Genomic DNA, 14407 nt, shown 5'->3' on the forward strand with positions numbered 1-14407 from the left:
CGCTCAGGACAGGTCCCAGGCCGGGTCCGTGGTCTGGTGCAGCGCGGTCGTGGTCTGGGTGAGGAAGGTCCCGAACCCGGTCGCGGCATCCAGCACGTGCACCGCGGTGAGCCCGTTGTCGTCGCGGTCCAGGGCGTAGAGGTCCGCCCGTCCGTCGTCGTTGTAGTCCCCGACGGTGAACTTCCACGAGGCCAGGTCCGGGGCGGTCAGCGCGGTGGAGGTCTGGGTGAGGAAGGTCTGGAACCCGGTGCGGGCGTCGAGCACGTGCACCGCGGCACTGCCGCCGTCCTGGCCGGAGCTGATCGCGTAGAGGTCGGCGCGACCGTCGTTGTCGTGGTCGCCCGCCGCGATCGTCCAGACCAGCGGGTCCAGGGCGGGGAACGCCGTGCTGCCCTGGACCAGCACCGCCTGGAAGGTGTTGGCCGCGTCGAGCACCGTCACCGCCGTTCGGTTCTCCGCGTCCCTGCTGATGGCGTAGAGGTCGGCGCGGCCGTCGCCGTTGTCGTCACCGACGGTGATCTCGGTCCCCGAGGCGAGCGAGAGGTCGACGATCCCGGCCACGTCGGTCTGGGCGAGGAAGGTCTGGAAGCCGGTCGCGCCGTCGAGCACGTGCACCGTGCCGGCCGGGTCCACCGCGAACAGGTCGGTCACCAGGTCGCCGTTGTAGTCCCCCTTCGCAGTGCGCCAGCCTTGGCCGCCCAACGGCAGGCTCGTCTGGGTGGCGAAGGAGGAGTAGGACGTGGCCGGGTCCAGGGCGTGCAGCTCCAGGACCCCGGACGGGGTGGTGGTCACCGCGTGCACGCCGGCCGCCGGGCCACCGGTGGGTGGCCGCCCCACGACCTGCACCGAGACCTGGTCGACGTACATGGACGGACCTGTGCCGGTCTCGCCGCAGGTGGGCTGCTCGGCGTCGGGGCAGTTGCGCTTGTGCTGGAGGCGCAGGAACTCCGGTGCCATCGGAGAGCGGTCCACCGACCAGGTCTCCACGCCGTCGACGAAGAACCGGGTCGGGGCGGCGAAGCCGTTGGCGGGGTCCCGGCCGGGACCCATGTAGGTGAACTCCGTGGCGTACTCGTGCCAGGCGACCATGTCGGCGGGATACGCCTGGCCCATGCACCTCATGTTGCCCAGCCGGGGGAAGTACTGCCAGTAGAACGCCAGGTGCACCCGTCCGCACCGGTTCTCGCCGCCCCAGCTCTCCACGACGTCGATCTCGGCGACCTGGGCGGCGTCCTTGGTGCGCAGCCAGAAGGCGGGATGCGTCCCGGCCCGGCGGGGCATGCTGATCACCGCGGAGACCCGGTAGGTGGTACCGACGGAGAACGGGACCGCCTGCAGCGAGATCAGGTTGCCCTCCGGGCGGACGCGCAGCGCGCTCCGCCCGTCGTGGGTCATCAGCTCGGTGCGGTCGGGGGTGGAGCTGGCCTGGTGCTCCCACCGGTCGGTGACCGGTCCGGCTGCCGCGTCGAAGGAGTCGGTGAAGATCTCCTGCGGACCGAGCTGCACCGCGCTGGCCACCAGCGGGGTGCTCGGCACCTGCAGGGCGCCGGCTCCCAGCGAGGAGGTGAGCGTGGTGACCGCGGCAAGCAGTGCGCGGACCCAGAGGAGCTCGAACATGGGGGCCTGTCGGTGGAGGGCGGGTCGGTGGTCGGGTCGCTGGTCAGGTCACTGGTCAGGCGGAGCGGACGCCCGTGGGTGCTTCCGAGGTCGCCGGGTCGGCTCCGTCGAGGTACACCCAGCGGCCCGCGCGGCGCTCGAACCGGCTCCGTTCCCGCAGGCTGCCGCCGGCGAAGTGCGCCACGAACTCCACCACCCCGACCGCGTCGTCCGCACCGCCGTCGAGGCACTCCACGACCTCCAGCCCGGTCCACCGCGTGGCCGGGTCCACGGAGACCTCCTCGGGCCGGGTCGCGGGGTGCCAGCTGGCGAACAGGAAGTTCTCCTGGCCGAGGGCGAAGGCGCTGTAGCGGGCGCGCATCAGCTCCTCGGCGGTCACCGCCCTGGCGGCGCCACGGTGCAACCGACCGCAGCACGCGTCATAGCTGCGCGCCGCGCCACAAGGACACTCCCGATCCAGCACGTTCTGAGGCTAGCGTCTGGGTCGTGACCCCCTTCTGGCTGACCGCCTTCCTGGACCTGCCCACGCCGTACTTCGGGCGGACCGTCCGCTTCTGGGCCGACGTCACCGGCTACGAGGTGTCACCGGTGCGGGGTGCCGACGGCGAGTTCGCCTCGCTGCTGCCGCCCGTCGGGGACGAGCACCTGCGGGTGCAGCGCGTCGGCGACGGCGAGCCGCGGATCCACCTCGACCTGCACGTGGCCGACCCCGCGGCGGCGGCCCGGTCCGCGGAGCAGGCCGGGGCCACTCGGGTGGCCGAGGCCGGCCACGTGGTGATGCGCTCTCCCGGGGGTCTCGACTTCTGCCTGGTCAGCCATCCGGCCTCCCTGAGGGCGTCGCCGGCGGAGTGGTCCGAGGGCACCAGCATGGTCGACCAGGTCACCCTAGACATCCCCGCGCTCGACTACGACGCCGAGTGCGACTTCTGGGCGGCCGTGCTGGGCGCGCCCTGGCGGCCCTCTCCCACCCACGCTGAGTTCCGGCGGATCGTGCTGCCCGGGCTGCCGCTGGGCGTGCTGCTCCAGCGGTTGGCCGAGGCCGAGGGAGGGGTACGCGCCCACCTCGACCTCGCTGCCGGGGACCGGCACGCCGAGGTACGTCGACACCTGGCGCTGGGCGCTCGGGTCAGCGCCGAGCACCTCCAGTGGAGCGTGATGACCGACCCGGCGGGATCGCCGTACTGCATCACCGGTCGCACGCCGGGTACTGCGAACCCGACGACCGACGGGCGGCCCCAGAAGGACGCGTCGTGACCGGGGCGACAGGTTCGCCCGGGTCGCCGGGAGGCCCGGGAATACTCTTGCATCTGAAGCGTTGTAACGGTGTAATCATGTAACGAAACGAAGGGACACATGATGAACACCCAGGACAACGAAGAAGAAGAGACCCGAGGCCGCGGACCCAGGGGCGAGCGTCGCGGACGCGGCGGTCCGCACCACGAAGGCCCCCGTGGCCCCCGTGGCGGCCGTGAAGGTCGCGGGGGACGCCGGGGTGGCTGGCAGGTCGCGGACCTGCCGGCGGCCGACGACGCCGCGCAGTGGTTCGCCGGCAGGCTGCCCGACGGCTGGTTCGACGAGGTCACGGTGACCAGCGACCGGGAGGAGATCCTGGTGGTGGGCACGCTGACCCCGGAGGCCGCCGGCGGCGAGCTCAGCGGAGCCGCGGTGGAGGGACGGATCAGCAGGTTCCGTGCCGACACCCGGGACGAGCGGATCGAGATCGCCCGTGAGGCGGAGGAGCGCTACCAGCGCAAGGTCTCCTGGGGGTGCGGCTCGGCGACGTCGAGGCGCTCTTCACCCACGTGGCGGCCCCGGTGATGACGCGCCTGCGTCAGCCCGAGCGCCAGGTGCTCGACACCCTGGTCGACGCCGGGGTGGCACGCTCCCGCTCCGACGCCCTGGCCTGGTCGGTGCGGCTGGTGGGCGAGCACGCCGACGAGTGGCTCGGACAGCTCCGCGACGCCATGTCCGAGGTGGACAAGCTGCGCGGCCAGGGCCCGGCTTTGTGACCCAGGTCTAGCGTGGGGCCCGTGACGACGTACGCCGCCGAAGGCCAGACCGAAGCACCAGCAGCGCGCACCCTGGGCCAGCTCCGGGAGTCCGGGCACCAGCTGCGCAGCCTGCGCACCGAGCTGCGGGAGAACCTGCTCGCCAAGCTGCGCGCGGGCGAGGACCCGTGGCCCGGGCTGCACGGGTTCTCCGACACCGTGGTGCCGCAGCTCGAGCGGGCCCTGATCGCCGGCCACGACGTGGTGCTGCTGGGGGAGCGTGGGCAGGGCAAGACCCGGCTGCTGCGCACCCTGGTCGGGCTGCTCGACGAGTGGTCGCCGGTGATCGCCGGCTCCGAGCTCGGCGAGCACCCCTACGACCCGATCACCCCGCAGTGGCGGCGGATCGCCGCCGAGCAGGGCGACGAGCTGGCCGTGGAGTGGGTGCACCGCAGCGAGCGGTACGCCGAGAAGCTCGCCACCCCGGACACCTCGGTGGCGGACCTGATCGGCGACGTCGACCCGATGAAGGTCGCCGAGGGTCGACACCTCGGCGACCCGGAGACGATCCACTTCGGCCTGATCCCGCGCAGCCACCGCGGAATCGTGGCGATCAACGAGCTGCCCGACCTGGCCGAGCGCATCCAGGTGGCCATGCTCAACGTGATGGAGGAGCGCGACATCCAGATCCGCGGCTACGTGCTGCGGCTGCCTCTGGACGTGCTCGTGGTGGCCAGCGCCAACCCGGAGGACTACACCAACCGCGGTCGGATCATCACCCCGCTCAAGGACCGCTTCGGCGCCGAGATCCGCACCCACTACCCGGTCGCGCTGGCCGACGAGATCGCCGTGATCCGCCAGGAGGCGCAGCTGGTCGCCGAGGTGCCGGACGCCCTGCTGGAGGTGCTGGCCCGCTTCACCGGCAACCTGCGCGAGTCCGCCGCGGTCGACCAGCGCTCCGGCGTCAGTGCCCGCTTCGCGATCGCCGGCGCCGAGACCATCGCGGCCTCCGCGCTGCACCGGGCCTCCCGGCAGGGTGAGGACGAGGCGGTGGCCCGCGTGGTCGACCTCGAGACGGCGGTGGAGGTGCTGCGCGGCAAGATCGAGTTCGAGACCGGTGAGGAGGGCCGCGAGGTCGAGATCCTCACCCACCTGCTGCGCACCGCCCTGGCGGCCACCGTGCGCGAGCACTTCCGCGGCCTGGATCTCGGCCTGCTCGTCGAGGCCGTCGAGGAGGGCGCGACCATCTCCACCGGTGAGCAGGTGACCGCCCGGGACTTCCTCGCCGGGCTCCCGGTGCTGGGCGAGTCCGAGCTGTACGACGACATCGCCGCGCGCATCGACGCCAGCACCGACGGCGAGATCGCCTGTGCGGTCGAGCTCGCGCTGGAGGGCCTCTACCTGGCGCGGCGCATCGGCAAGGACACCGACGGCACCGAGACCGTCTATGGCTGAGCGACACACCAGCCGGTTCAGGCGCTACGAGGGCGGCGACCCGTTGGCGCCGCCGGTCGACCTGGCCGAGGCGCTGGACGCGATCGGCGAGGACGTGATGGCCGGCTACTCCCCGGAGCACGCGATGCGGGAGTTCCTGCGGCGCGGCGGTGAGCAGCAGCCCGGTCTCGACGAGCTGGGCGCCAGGGTGGCGGCGAAGCGGCGTGAGCTGCTGCAGCGGCACAACCTGGACGGGACGCTGGAGCAGGTCCGGGAGCTGCTGGAGCGCGCGGTGCTCGAGGAGCGCAAGCAGCTGGCTCGCGACGTCAGCATGGACGACGGGGACCGCGCCTTCCGGGAGCTGCGCCTGGACAACCTCCCCGCCTCGCCCTCGGCCGCGGTGACCGAGCTGTCGTCGTACGACTGGAGCAGCAGCGAGGCCCGGCAGGCCTACGAGGAGATCAAGGACCTGCTCGGCCGCGAGATGCTCGACCAGCGGTTCGCCGGCATGAAGGAGGCGCTCGAGGGCGCCACCGAGCAGGACCGCGCCGCCATCAACGAGATGCTCGGCGACCTCAACGAGCTGCTGGAGAAGCACCAGCGCGGGGAGGACACCGACGCCGACTTCGCCGAGTTCATGGACAAGCACGGCGACTTCTTCCCCGAGGGGCCCGAGAACATCGACCAGCTGCTGGACGCGCTGGCACAGCGCAGCGCCGCGGCCCAGCGGATGCTCAACTCGATGACGCCCGAGCAGCGGGCCGAGCTGATGCAGCTCTCCGGCCAGGCCTTCGGCAGCCCCGAGCTGATGGAGCAGCTGGCCCGGATGGACGCCAACCTGCAGTCGCTGCGGCCCGGCGAGGACTGGTCCGGCTCCGAGCGGTTCGACGGCGAGGAGGGCCTGGGCCTGGGGGACGGCACCGGGGTGCTCCAGGACCTCGCTGACCTCGACCAGCTCGCCGAGCAGCTGGCCCAGTCCCACAGCGGCGCGCGGCTGGACGACGTGGACCTGGACAAGCTCTCGCGCCAGCTGGGCGAGCAGGCAGCCGTCGACGCGCGCACCCTGGCCGAGCTCGAGCGGGCGCTGCGCGACTCCGGCTACCTCAAGCGCGGCTCCGACGGGGACCTGCGCCTGAGCCCCAAGGCGATGCGCCAGCTCGGCAAGGCCCTGCTCCGCGACGTCGCCACCCGGCTCTCGGGTCGCCAGGGCCAGCGCGACGTACGGCGCTCCGGCGCCGCCGGCGAGCTCAACGGTGCCTCCCGGGAGTGGGAGTTCGGGGACACCGAGCCCTGGGACGTGACCCGGACCCTGACCAACGCCGTACGGCGCACCGTCGCCGAGGGCGGGACACCCGCGTCCGGGGTGCGGCTGCGGATCGAGGACATCGAGATCGCCGAGACCGAGGCCCGCACCCAGGCGTGCGTGGCGCTGCTGGTCGACACCAGCTTCTCGATGGCGATGGACGGCCGCTGGGTGCCGATGAAGCGGACCGCGCTGGCCCTGCACCAGCTGATCCGCACCCGGTTCCGCGGGGACCACCTGCAGCTCATCGGCTTCGGGCGGCACGCCCAGGTGATGGAGATCGAGGAGCTGACGGGGCTCGACGCCAAGTGGGCCAAGGGCACCAACCTCCATCACGGCCTGCTCTTGGCCAACCGGCACTTCCGCAAGCACCCGAACGCCCAGCCGGTGCTGCTGATCGTCACCGACGGCGAGCCCACCGCGCACCTGGAGTCGAACGGCGAGGTGTGGTTCAGCTATCCGCCGCACCCGCTGACCATCGCCCACTCGGTGCGCGAGCTGGACAACTCCCGTCGGCTCGGCGCCCAGACCACGTTCTTCCGGCTGGGGGAGGACCCCGGCCTGGCCCGGTTCATCGAGTCGATGGCCCGCCGGGTGGAGGGCCGCATGGTCTCCCCGGAGCTCGACGACCTGGGGGCGGCCGTGGTCGGCAGCTACCTGGGCTCGCGCGCCCCGAGCTCCTCCTACACCGACCAGTTCGGCGGTTGGGGCGAGAGGGGCTTCTGGGCGGGCTGAGCCTGACTGACCACCGTGCGGCCCGCCCTCGCCGTGCACGCCCGAGGATGGGAGCCTGAGGCATGCAGATCCTCAGCGCCAGCCTGGACGAGCTCCGTGCCACCCGCAGCAGCGTGAAGTGGCGCCTCTACCCCGAGGACGTGATCCCGGTCTGGGTGGCCGAGATGGACACCCAGCCCTGCCAGCCCGTCGTCGACGCGGTCACCGCGGCCGTGAGCCGGGGGGACACCGGCTATGCCTGGGGGCCCCCGCTGGTCGAGGCGTTCGCCGGGTTCGCGGCACGGCGCTGGGGCTGGGAGGTCGACCCTGCCCGGGTGATGCAGGTCCCCGACGTGATGCTCGGGATCGAGCAGGTCATCCAGGCCCGGGTCCCGGTCGGCGGCTCGGTGGTGGTCAGCCCACCGGTCTACGACTCGTTCTTCGGCTTCGTCGCCTCCACCAGGCGCCGGCTGCTCGAAGCCCCGCTCACTGCCGAGCACCGACTCGATCCCGAGGCGCTGGCCCTGGCCTTCGAGGAGGCGGGCATGGGCTCGGCCTACCTGCTGTGCAACCCGCAGAACCCCACCGGCACCGTGCACACCGCGGACGAGCTGCGGATGGTCGCGGCCCTGGCTCAGGAGCACGGGATCCTCGTGGTCTCCGACGAGATCCACGCCCCGCTGGTGCAGGCGGGCAGCACCTTCACGCCGTACCTCTCGCTGCCGGAGGCGGGTCGCGGGCTGGCCGTGGTGAGCGGCTCCAAGACCTGGAACCTCGCGGGCCTCAAGACCGCCCTGCTGGTCGCCGGGCACCAGACCAGCCACGGGCTGCACGAGGTCGTCACCCACGGTGCCCAGCACCTGGCGGTGATCGCCCAGACCGCCGCCTACGACCACGGGGAGGCGTGGCTGGACCAGCTGGTGGGCGAGCTCGCCGAGCGGCGGGCGCTGCTGCTCGACCTGCTGGGCGAGCACCTGCCCGAGGTGGCGGTGGCGCCGTCCGAGGCGACGTACCTGGCCTGGCTGGACTGCTCCGCCCTCGGCCTCGACGACCCGGCCGCGACCTTCCTGGAGCGCGGCGTCGCCGTGGTGCCCGGCACCCGCTACGACCCGCGTGCCACCAGCTGGGTCCGGTTCAACTTCGGCACCTCGGCCGAGGTGATCCGCGAGGCGGTACGCCGGATGGCCGGCTGAGCTGCCTCAGCGGCGTCTGGGTGGGTCTCAGGCCTCCTCGGGCGCGAAGCCGGGGAGGCTCTCCTCCAGCAGCGCCCGGAAGGGGGCCTCGGCCTCGAGCTGGCAGAGCAGGCCGATCCCGCCCAGCCAGGTGCGGTGGATCAACAGGTAAGACGGCGGCAGGTTGATCTTGGTGGCCAGCGTGAACCCCGGGGAGCGCGGGTCGTTGAGCCGCTCGAACTGGTCCCGCATCCAGGCCCGGGTGAAGCGGAACCGGTCCTCGCGCATCGGCTCCACGAAGGGGCGCAGGAAGTCCAGCAGCACCCTTGCGTCCACCCGCATGCCGTCCTTGACGAAGCCCTCCTCGCGCAGCCCGGCCAGCAGCAGGTCGGCGTCGTCCTCCAGCGCGGCTCGCAGCAGGCGGCCGATCGCCGGCGGGAACGTGCCCCCGGGCAGCCGGGCCACCGCCCCGAAGTCCAGCACCCCGAGCCGACCGGGCGTGCCGTCGGGCTCGGGGATGGTGCGGAAGTTGCCGGGGTGCGGGTCGGCGTGCAGCATCCCGGTGCGCGCCGGCCCCGCGAAGGTGAACCGGACCAGCAGCTCGCCGTAGTGGTCGCGCTCGGCCTGGGTGCCCTCGGCGATGATCCGGGCCAAGGATCCCTCGCTCTCCATCCACTCGGTCACCAGGACCGTGTGCTCGGCGTGCACCACGTGCGGCACCACGATCTCGGGGTCGCCGTCGAAGGCCTCGGCGAAGACCTCCTGGGCCTGGGCCTCCAGGGCGTAGTCGAGCTCCTCGGCGGCGCGGGCCTGCAGCTCGTTGATGAGCGGGACCAGGTCGAGACCGGGGAAGACCGGCGACATCCCGCGCGCCACCATCGAGATGCGGCGCAGGTCGCCCAGCAGCGCCTCGTCGGCACCCGGGTACTGCACCTTGACCGCCACCTCCCGGCCGTCGTGCCACCGGGCGCGGTGCACCTGGCCGATGGAGGCCGCCGCGGCGGCGGCCCCGTCGAGCCAGACGATCCGCTCGCGCCAGTCCGGCCCCATGCCGGCCTCGATCGCGTCCCGCACGTCCTGGGTCGACATCGTCGGCGCGTTGTCCTGGAGGGCGGTGAGGTGCTCGCGGTACGGCGCCGACGCCTCCTCGGGCAGTGCCGCCTCCAGCACCGAGAGCGCCTGGCCGAACTTCATCGCCCCGCCCTTGAGCTCCCCGAGCGTGCGGAAGAGCTGCTCGGCGGTGCGCTGCTGCACGTCGCTGAGCACCGCCTCGGCCGACTTGCCACCCATCCGCTTGCCGATCCCGATGGCGGAGCGACCGGCGTACCCCAGCGGCAGCGCGGCGAGCCGGGCGCTGCGGATGACAGCCCTGCGAGGGAGGTCGACCATGGCTCCAGTGTTGCCGATGGGTGGCTAGGCGAGGCTCAGCCGGGGAACTTCACGCCCGTGTTGGCGTGGCAGCGGTAGCCCATGGGGTTCTTGGCGAGGTACTGCTGGTGCGGGTCCTCGGCGTAGTACCAGCCCGCCTCCTGCGCCGGCCGGATCTCGGTGGTGACCGTGCCCAGCTGGCGGCGCGCCAGCTCGTCGGCGTACGCCTTGGTCAGGTCACGGGCGACCTGCTCCTGCTCCGCGGAGGTGAAGTAGATCGCCGAGCGGTACTGCGTGCCGACGTCGTTGCCCTGCCGCATGCCCTGGGTCGGGTCGTGGATCTCGAAGAACCGCTTCACCAGGTCCGCGTAGCTCACGACGGCGGGGTCGAAGACGATGCGCACGGCCTCGGTGTGGCCGGTGCGGCCCGAGCACACCTCCTCGTACGTCGGGTGCGGGGTGTAGCCGCCGGCGTAGCCGACCGAGGTCGACCAGACGCCGGGCACCTGCCAGTAGATCTCCTCCGCGCCCCAGAAGCAGCCGAGGCCGAAGATCGCCACCTCCATCCCCTCGGGCACCTCCTCGCTCATCACCGGGGTGCCGAGCACCACGTGCTCGCGCAGCGTCCACGGCTGGCTGGGACGCCCGGGCAGCGCGTCGTCGGGGGTGGGCAGATCGTTCTTGGTGCGGCCGAACAGCATCTGGACTCCAAGGGGTCGGGGGTATCCAACCCTCCTAACACCGGCGAGCCACCATCCGTTCCCGGCGGCGTCTAGGCTCGGGGCGTGACCCAGTCCAGCAGCAGCGAGCACACCGCCAAGTCCGGGTTCGCCACGCGTGCCATCCACGCCGGCTACGAGCCCGACGAGATGACCGGGGCGGTGATCCCACCGATCTACGCCACCAGCACCTACAAGCAGGACGGCGTCGGCGGCCTGCGCGGCGGGTACGAGTACAGCCGCTCCGCCAACCCGACCCGCACCGCGCTCGAGGGCGCGCTGGCGGCCGTGGAGGAGGGGGAGCGCGGGTTCGCGTTCGCCTCCGGCCTGGCGGCCGAGGACACCCTGGTCCGGGCGCTGTGCCGTCCCGGGGACCACGTGGTGCTGCCCGACGACGCCTACGGCGGCACCTTCCGGCTCTTCGACAAGGTCGAGAAGGTCTGGGGCCTGGACCTGAGTCCGGCTCCGGTCTCCGACCTGGACGCGGTCCGCGCGGCGATCCAGCCCGGCCGCACCAAGCTGGTGTGGGTGGAGACCCCCACCAACCCGATGCTCAACATCGCCGACATCGAGGCGCTGGCGGCCGTCGCCCACGAGGCCGGGGCGCGGCTGGTGGTCGACAACACCTTCGCCTCGCCGTACCTCCAGCAGCCGCTGACCCTGGGTGCCGACGTGGTGGTCCACTCGACCACCAAGTACGTCGGCGGGCACTCCGACGTGGTCGGCGGCGCGCTGGTGGTGCGCGACCTCGAGGTCGCCGAGGCGATCGCCTTCCACCAGAACGCGATCGGCGCGGTGGCCGGCCCCTTCGACTGCTTCCTGACCCACCGCGGACTGAAGACGCTGGCGGTGCGGATGGACAAGCACTGCGACAACGCCGAGCGGATCGTGGAGTTCCTGGCCTCGCACCCGGCCGTCTCCGAGGTGATCTACCCCGGTCTGCCCGAGCACCCCGGGCACCAGGTCGCGGCCCGCCAGATGAAGCGGTTCGGCGGGATGATCAGCTTCCGGGTCGCCGCCGGCGAGCAGGCCGCGCTGGACGCGTGCGCCAAGGCGGAGGTCTTCACCCTGGGGGAGTCGCTGGGCGGCGTGGAGTCGCTCATCGAGCACCCGGGACGGATGACGCACGCGAGCGTCGCCGGCACCGACCTGGAGGTGCCCGCCGACCTGGTGCGGCTCAGCGTCGGCATCGAGACCTGCGAGGACCTGCTCGCCGACCTCGACCGCGCCCTGGGCTGAGACGTTGGCTGGGAGGCTGGCCGTCTGCGTCGACTTCGGCTCGACCTTCACCAAGGCGGCCCTGATCGACCTGGTCGAGGCCCGGGTGCTGGCCTCGGCCAGCCACCCCACGACGCTGGGCACCGACGTCCTCGACGGGTACGACGACTGCCTCGCGCAGCTGTCCCGGGTCGACGCGGATGCCGCCCGGGCACAGGTGCTGGCCTGCTCCTCGGCCGGCGGCGGACTGCGGATCGCCGTGGTCGGCAACGAGGAGCTGGTGACAGCCGAGGCCGGACGACGTGTCGCGCTGTCCAGCGGAGGCTCCGTCGTCGCCGTGCTGGCGGCCTCGCGGGCCCTGCCGGAGGCCGCCGCGCTGTCCGCGGCGGCCCCGGACGTGGTGCTGCTGACCGGCGGCACCGACGGCGGGAACGCGGAGGCCCTGCTGGGCTGTGCCCGGGCGCTGGTGGCCGCCGGCTGGCGGGGGCCGGTGGTGGTCGCCGGCAACGTCGAGGCTCAGCCCGAGGTCGCGGAGATCCTGGGCGCGGCCGGAGTGCCGTCGGTGCGGGCGGCCAACGTGGTGCCCCGGATCGGGGTGCTCACCCCGGAGTCGGCGCGGGCCGCGATCAGGTCGATGTTCCTGAGCCACGTGATCGGAGGCAAGCACCTGTCCGCGCGTGCGGAGTTCACCGCCATGGTGCGCGGGGCCACCCCCGACGTGGTGCTGACCGGGGTGGAGCTGCTGGCCCGAGGCCTCGACGAGGAGCACCCCGGTGCCGGCGACGTGGCGGTGGTCGACGTCGGCGGCGCGACCACCGACGTCTACAGCGTCCTGGAGGTCGACCCCGACTCAGCGCACAGCGGCAGCGCCGGCCTCTCACGCGAGGTGGTGGCCACCACCGGGGTGGCCCGCACCGTCGAGGGCGACCTGGGCATGCGCTGGTCCGCGCCCAGCACCGTCGCGGCAGCCGGCCTGGTCGACCTGGTCGAGCCCGCCGCCCGCCGACGGGACGACCCCGGGGCCCTGCCGGGTGACGAGCAGGGCGCGGCCGTCGACGAGGCGATCGCCCGGGCGGCCGTCGGACTGGCGCTGCGCCGCCACGCCGGCCGCTCCCGGGTGGTGCTCGGCCCACAGGGACGCGTGGTGGAGCGGACCGGGGCCGACCTGCGGGAGGTCGCGCTGCTGGTCGCCTCCGGCGGGGTGCTCAGGCACGGGCGACCCGGCGTCGCGCAGCGGGTGCTCGCCGGCAGCACGGGGACCGAGGTGGACGGCGGCTGGCAGCTGCCCGGTGCGCCTCGGGTGGTGGTGGACACCGACTGCGTGCTGGCCTGGACCGGGCTGCTGGCCGCGGACCATCCGGGTACGGCGTACCGGTTGGCGCGTGGCATGTTGCTCGCCCGCGATGGGTAGCCTGACGCGGTGAGCAACATTTCCGGTCGCAAGACCTTCAGGCTGCGGCGGGACGAGTCCGACGGGACAGGACTGGACCCGGCCCCTCACGAGGTGCGCCCGGACCTCGGTCCCACCGAGCCCGGGACGACCTCGGAGAACCCCGAAGCGCACGAGTCCCTGGGCGAGCGGATCACCCAGCAGCTGGCGAGCCAGTGGGCGCTGATCCGCGCCGAGCGGCGCGCCGAGCCGCCGCCGCAGATCGCCACCGGGCCCTCCAACTTCAGTCGGGCCCAGGTGCCGTGGGGCATCGACCTGGCCGCCGCCTGGTCGTGGCGCTTCGTCGTCATCGCCCTGGCCGGCTACCTGATCGCGCGCACCATCGCCGACTTCGCGGTCGTCACGGTGCCGATCGCGATCGCGCTGCTGCTGGCGGCCCTGGTCAGCCCCATGGTGCGGGCGCTGTGCAAGAGCGGGATCCCACGATCCCTGTCCACCCTGGTCACGGTCATCTTCACCCTGGGCTTCCTCGGACTGCTGATCACCTTCGCCGGGCAGCAGGTCGCCACCGGCGCCTCGGACCTGGCCGACCAGGTGGTCAAGGGCCTGGACGAGATCCGCGCCTGGCTGCGGGACGGGCCGCTGCACGCCAGCGACAGCCAGATCAACGACTACATCGAAGAGACCCAGAACGCGATCACCAACCAGAGCAAGGACGGCGCGCTCGGGCGCGTCGGCTCGGTCGGGTCCGCCCTGAGCCACGTCGCGGCCGGGCTCTTCATCGTGCTCTTCGGGACCTACTTCTTCCTCGCCGACGGCGAGCGGATCTGGGCGTGGCTGGTGCGTCTGGCGCCGCGCGCCGCGCGGGAGCACGTGGACAACTCCGGGCGCGTGGCCTGGGTCTCGCTGACCATGTTCGTGCGGGCCACGGTGCTCGTGGCCCTGGCCGACGCGGTGGGCGTGATGATCGTGGCCGCCGTGCTCGGGGTGCCGTTCATCCTGGCCATCGGCGTGCTGGTCTTCCTGGGGGCGTTCGTGCCGATGATCGGCGCGACGGTCGCGGGGACCGTCGCCGTCCTGGTGGCCCTGGTGGACCAGGGGCCGGTCACCGCGCTGCTGATGCTGGGCGGGGTGGTGCTGGTGCAGCAGATCGAGGGCCACGTGCTGCAGCCGTTCCTGATGGGACGCTTCGTCTCCCTGCACCCGCTCGGGGTCATCATCGCGCTGGCCTGCGGAATCATCGTGGCCGGCATCGCCGGCGCGCTGGTCGCGGTGCCGCTGGCCGCGGCGGTGAACGCCGTGGTCCAGTACCTGGCCAACGACACCGACCTGGGGGAGCCGGATCCCGAGGACGCGTTGACGCAGGACATAGGCGAGGCAAGGGCCGAGGGGCACGCCGCGGAGCCGGTCCCCGCGGTCAACGCGCCGGTGGGCGACGACGGTGACAGGGACGGTGCGGATGGCTGAGGGCCGGACTCCCGGTG

At 72.8% G+C, this 14407-nt stretch carries 13 protein-coding genes; 9 read left to right on the plus strand and 4 right to left on the minus strand.

What is annotated here, in order from left to right; translation table 11 throughout:
- Positions 1–3: 3 nt before the first annotated feature.
- Together C0R66_RS04465 and C0R66_RS04470 are read right to left on the minus strand one after the other, a co-directional pair.
- Positions 4–1617, minus strand: a complete 1614-nt coding sequence (locus C0R66_RS04465) for an FG-GAP-like repeat-containing protein (protein WP_101523692.1) — start codon at positions 1615–1617, stop codon at positions 4–6.
- Between the two features lie 55 nt (positions 1618–1672).
- Entirely contained in the window at positions 1673–2080 is a 408-nt protein-coding gene (locus C0R66_RS04470) for a YchJ family protein (protein ID WP_101523693.1), read from the minus strand.
- A gap of 23 nt (positions 2081–2103) precedes the next feature.
- On the opposite strand from C0R66_RS04470, the gene C0R66_RS04475 reads away from it, so the two are divergent.
- The 6 genes from C0R66_RS04475 (at position 2104) to C0R66_RS04495 (ending at position 8249) form a co-directional block, all read left to right on the plus strand.
- Positions 2104–2871, plus strand: a complete 768-nt coding sequence (locus C0R66_RS04475) for a VOC family protein (protein ID WP_101523694.1) — start codon at positions 2104–2106, stop codon at positions 2869–2871.
- Between the two features lie 99 nt (positions 2872–2970).
- The gene (locus C0R66_RS19865) at positions 2971–3435 is read left to right on the plus strand and encodes a hypothetical protein (RefSeq protein WP_277869159.1); all 465 of its coding nucleotides are present in this window, start codon (positions 2971–2973) and stop codon (positions 3433–3435) included.
- Positions 3384–3626, plus strand: coding sequence for a hypothetical protein (locus C0R66_RS19870; protein WP_277869160.1), 243 nt, complete (start codon positions 3384–3386; stop codon positions 3624–3626). The genes C0R66_RS19865 and C0R66_RS19870 overlap by 52 nt, the downstream gene beginning before the upstream one ends.
- 21 nt (positions 3627–3647) lie before the next feature.
- The gene (locus tag C0R66_RS04485) at positions 3648–5060 is read left to right on the plus strand and encodes a sigma 54-interacting transcriptional regulator (protein ID WP_101523695.1); all 1413 of its coding nucleotides are present in this window, start codon (positions 3648–3650) and stop codon (positions 5058–5060) included.
- The gene (locus tag C0R66_RS04490; RefSeq protein ID WP_101523696.1) at positions 5053–7077 is read left to right on the plus strand and encodes a vWA domain-containing protein; all 2025 of its coding nucleotides are present in this window, start codon (positions 5053–5055) and stop codon (positions 7075–7077) included. Before C0R66_RS04485 ends, C0R66_RS04490 begins: the two co-directional genes overlap by 8 nt.
- A 62-nt stretch (positions 7078–7139) precedes the next feature.
- Positions 7140–8249 carry a MalY/PatB family protein gene (locus tag C0R66_RS04495; RefSeq protein ID WP_101523697.1) on the plus strand — a complete coding sequence of 370 codons (1110 nt, stop codon included), beginning with the start codon at positions 7140–7142 and terminating at the stop codon, positions 8247–8249.
- A 27-nt stretch (positions 8250–8276) separates the two neighbouring features.
- Here the strand turns inward: C0R66_RS04495 and C0R66_RS04500 are convergent, their stop codons facing one another.
- Both C0R66_RS04500 and msrA read right to left on the minus strand, forming a co-directional pair.
- Complete coding sequence (locus C0R66_RS04500; protein WP_101523698.1) at positions 8277–9617, minus strand: ABC1 kinase family protein; 1341 nt, start codon at positions 9615–9617, stop codon at positions 8277–8279.
- A 35-nt stretch (positions 9618–9652) separates the two neighbouring features.
- On the minus strand, positions 9653–10297 hold the full coding sequence (gene msrA / locus C0R66_RS04505; protein ID WP_101523699.1) for a peptide-methionine (S)-S-oxide reductase MsrA: 645 nt from the start codon (positions 10295–10297) through the stop codon (positions 9653–9655).
- Positions 10298–10381: 84 nt separating this feature from the next.
- Between msrA and C0R66_RS04510 the strand changes: the two genes are divergently transcribed.
- The 3 genes from C0R66_RS04510 to C0R66_RS04520 are packed head-to-tail and all read left to right on the plus strand — an operon-like array spanning position 10382 to position 14390.
- On the plus strand, positions 10382–11554 hold the full coding sequence (locus C0R66_RS04510) for a cystathionine gamma-synthase (protein ID WP_101523700.1): 1173 nt from the start codon (positions 10382–10384) through the stop codon (positions 11552–11554).
- A gap of 4 nt (positions 11555–11558) precedes the next feature.
- On the plus strand, positions 11559–12944 hold the full coding sequence (locus C0R66_RS04515; protein WP_101523701.1) for a glutamate mutase L: 1386 nt from the start codon (positions 11559–11561) through the stop codon (positions 12942–12944).
- A gap of 9 nt (positions 12945–12953) precedes the next feature.
- Positions 12954–14390, plus strand: a complete 1437-nt coding sequence (locus C0R66_RS04520; RefSeq protein ID WP_241901569.1) for an AI-2E family transporter — start codon at positions 12954–12956, stop codon at positions 14388–14390.
- Positions 14391–14407: the final 17 nt, after the last annotated feature.

This window comes from Nocardioides houyundeii (assembly GCF_002865585.1).
GTDB classification, from domain to species: Bacteria; Actinomycetota; Actinomycetes; order Propionibacteriales; family Nocardioidaceae; genus Nocardioides; species Nocardioides houyundeii.

Coding starts and splice junctions, on each gene's coding strand:
- C0R66_RS04465 (WP_101523692.1), bottom strand. CDS start 1,617: ATGTTCGAGCTCCTCTGGGTCCGCGCACTGCTTGCCGCGGTCACCACG.
- C0R66_RS19865 (WP_277869159.1), top strand. CDS start 2,971: ATGATGAACACCCAGGACAACGAAGAAGAAGAGACCCGAGGCCGCGGA.
- C0R66_RS04490 (WP_101523696.1), top strand. CDS start 5,053: ATGGCTGAGCGACACACCAGCCGGTTCAGGCGCTACGAGGGCGGCGAC.
- C0R66_RS04495 (WP_101523697.1), top strand. CDS start 7,140: ATGCAGATCCTCAGCGCCAGCCTGGACGAGCTCCGTGCCACCCGCAGC.
- C0R66_RS04500 (WP_101523698.1), bottom strand. CDS start 9,617: ATGGTCGACCTCCCTCGCAGGGCTGTCATCCGCAGCGCCCGGCTCGCC.
- msrA (WP_101523699.1), bottom strand. CDS start 10,297: ATGCTGTTCGGCCGCACCAAGAACGATCTGCCCACCCCCGACGACGCG.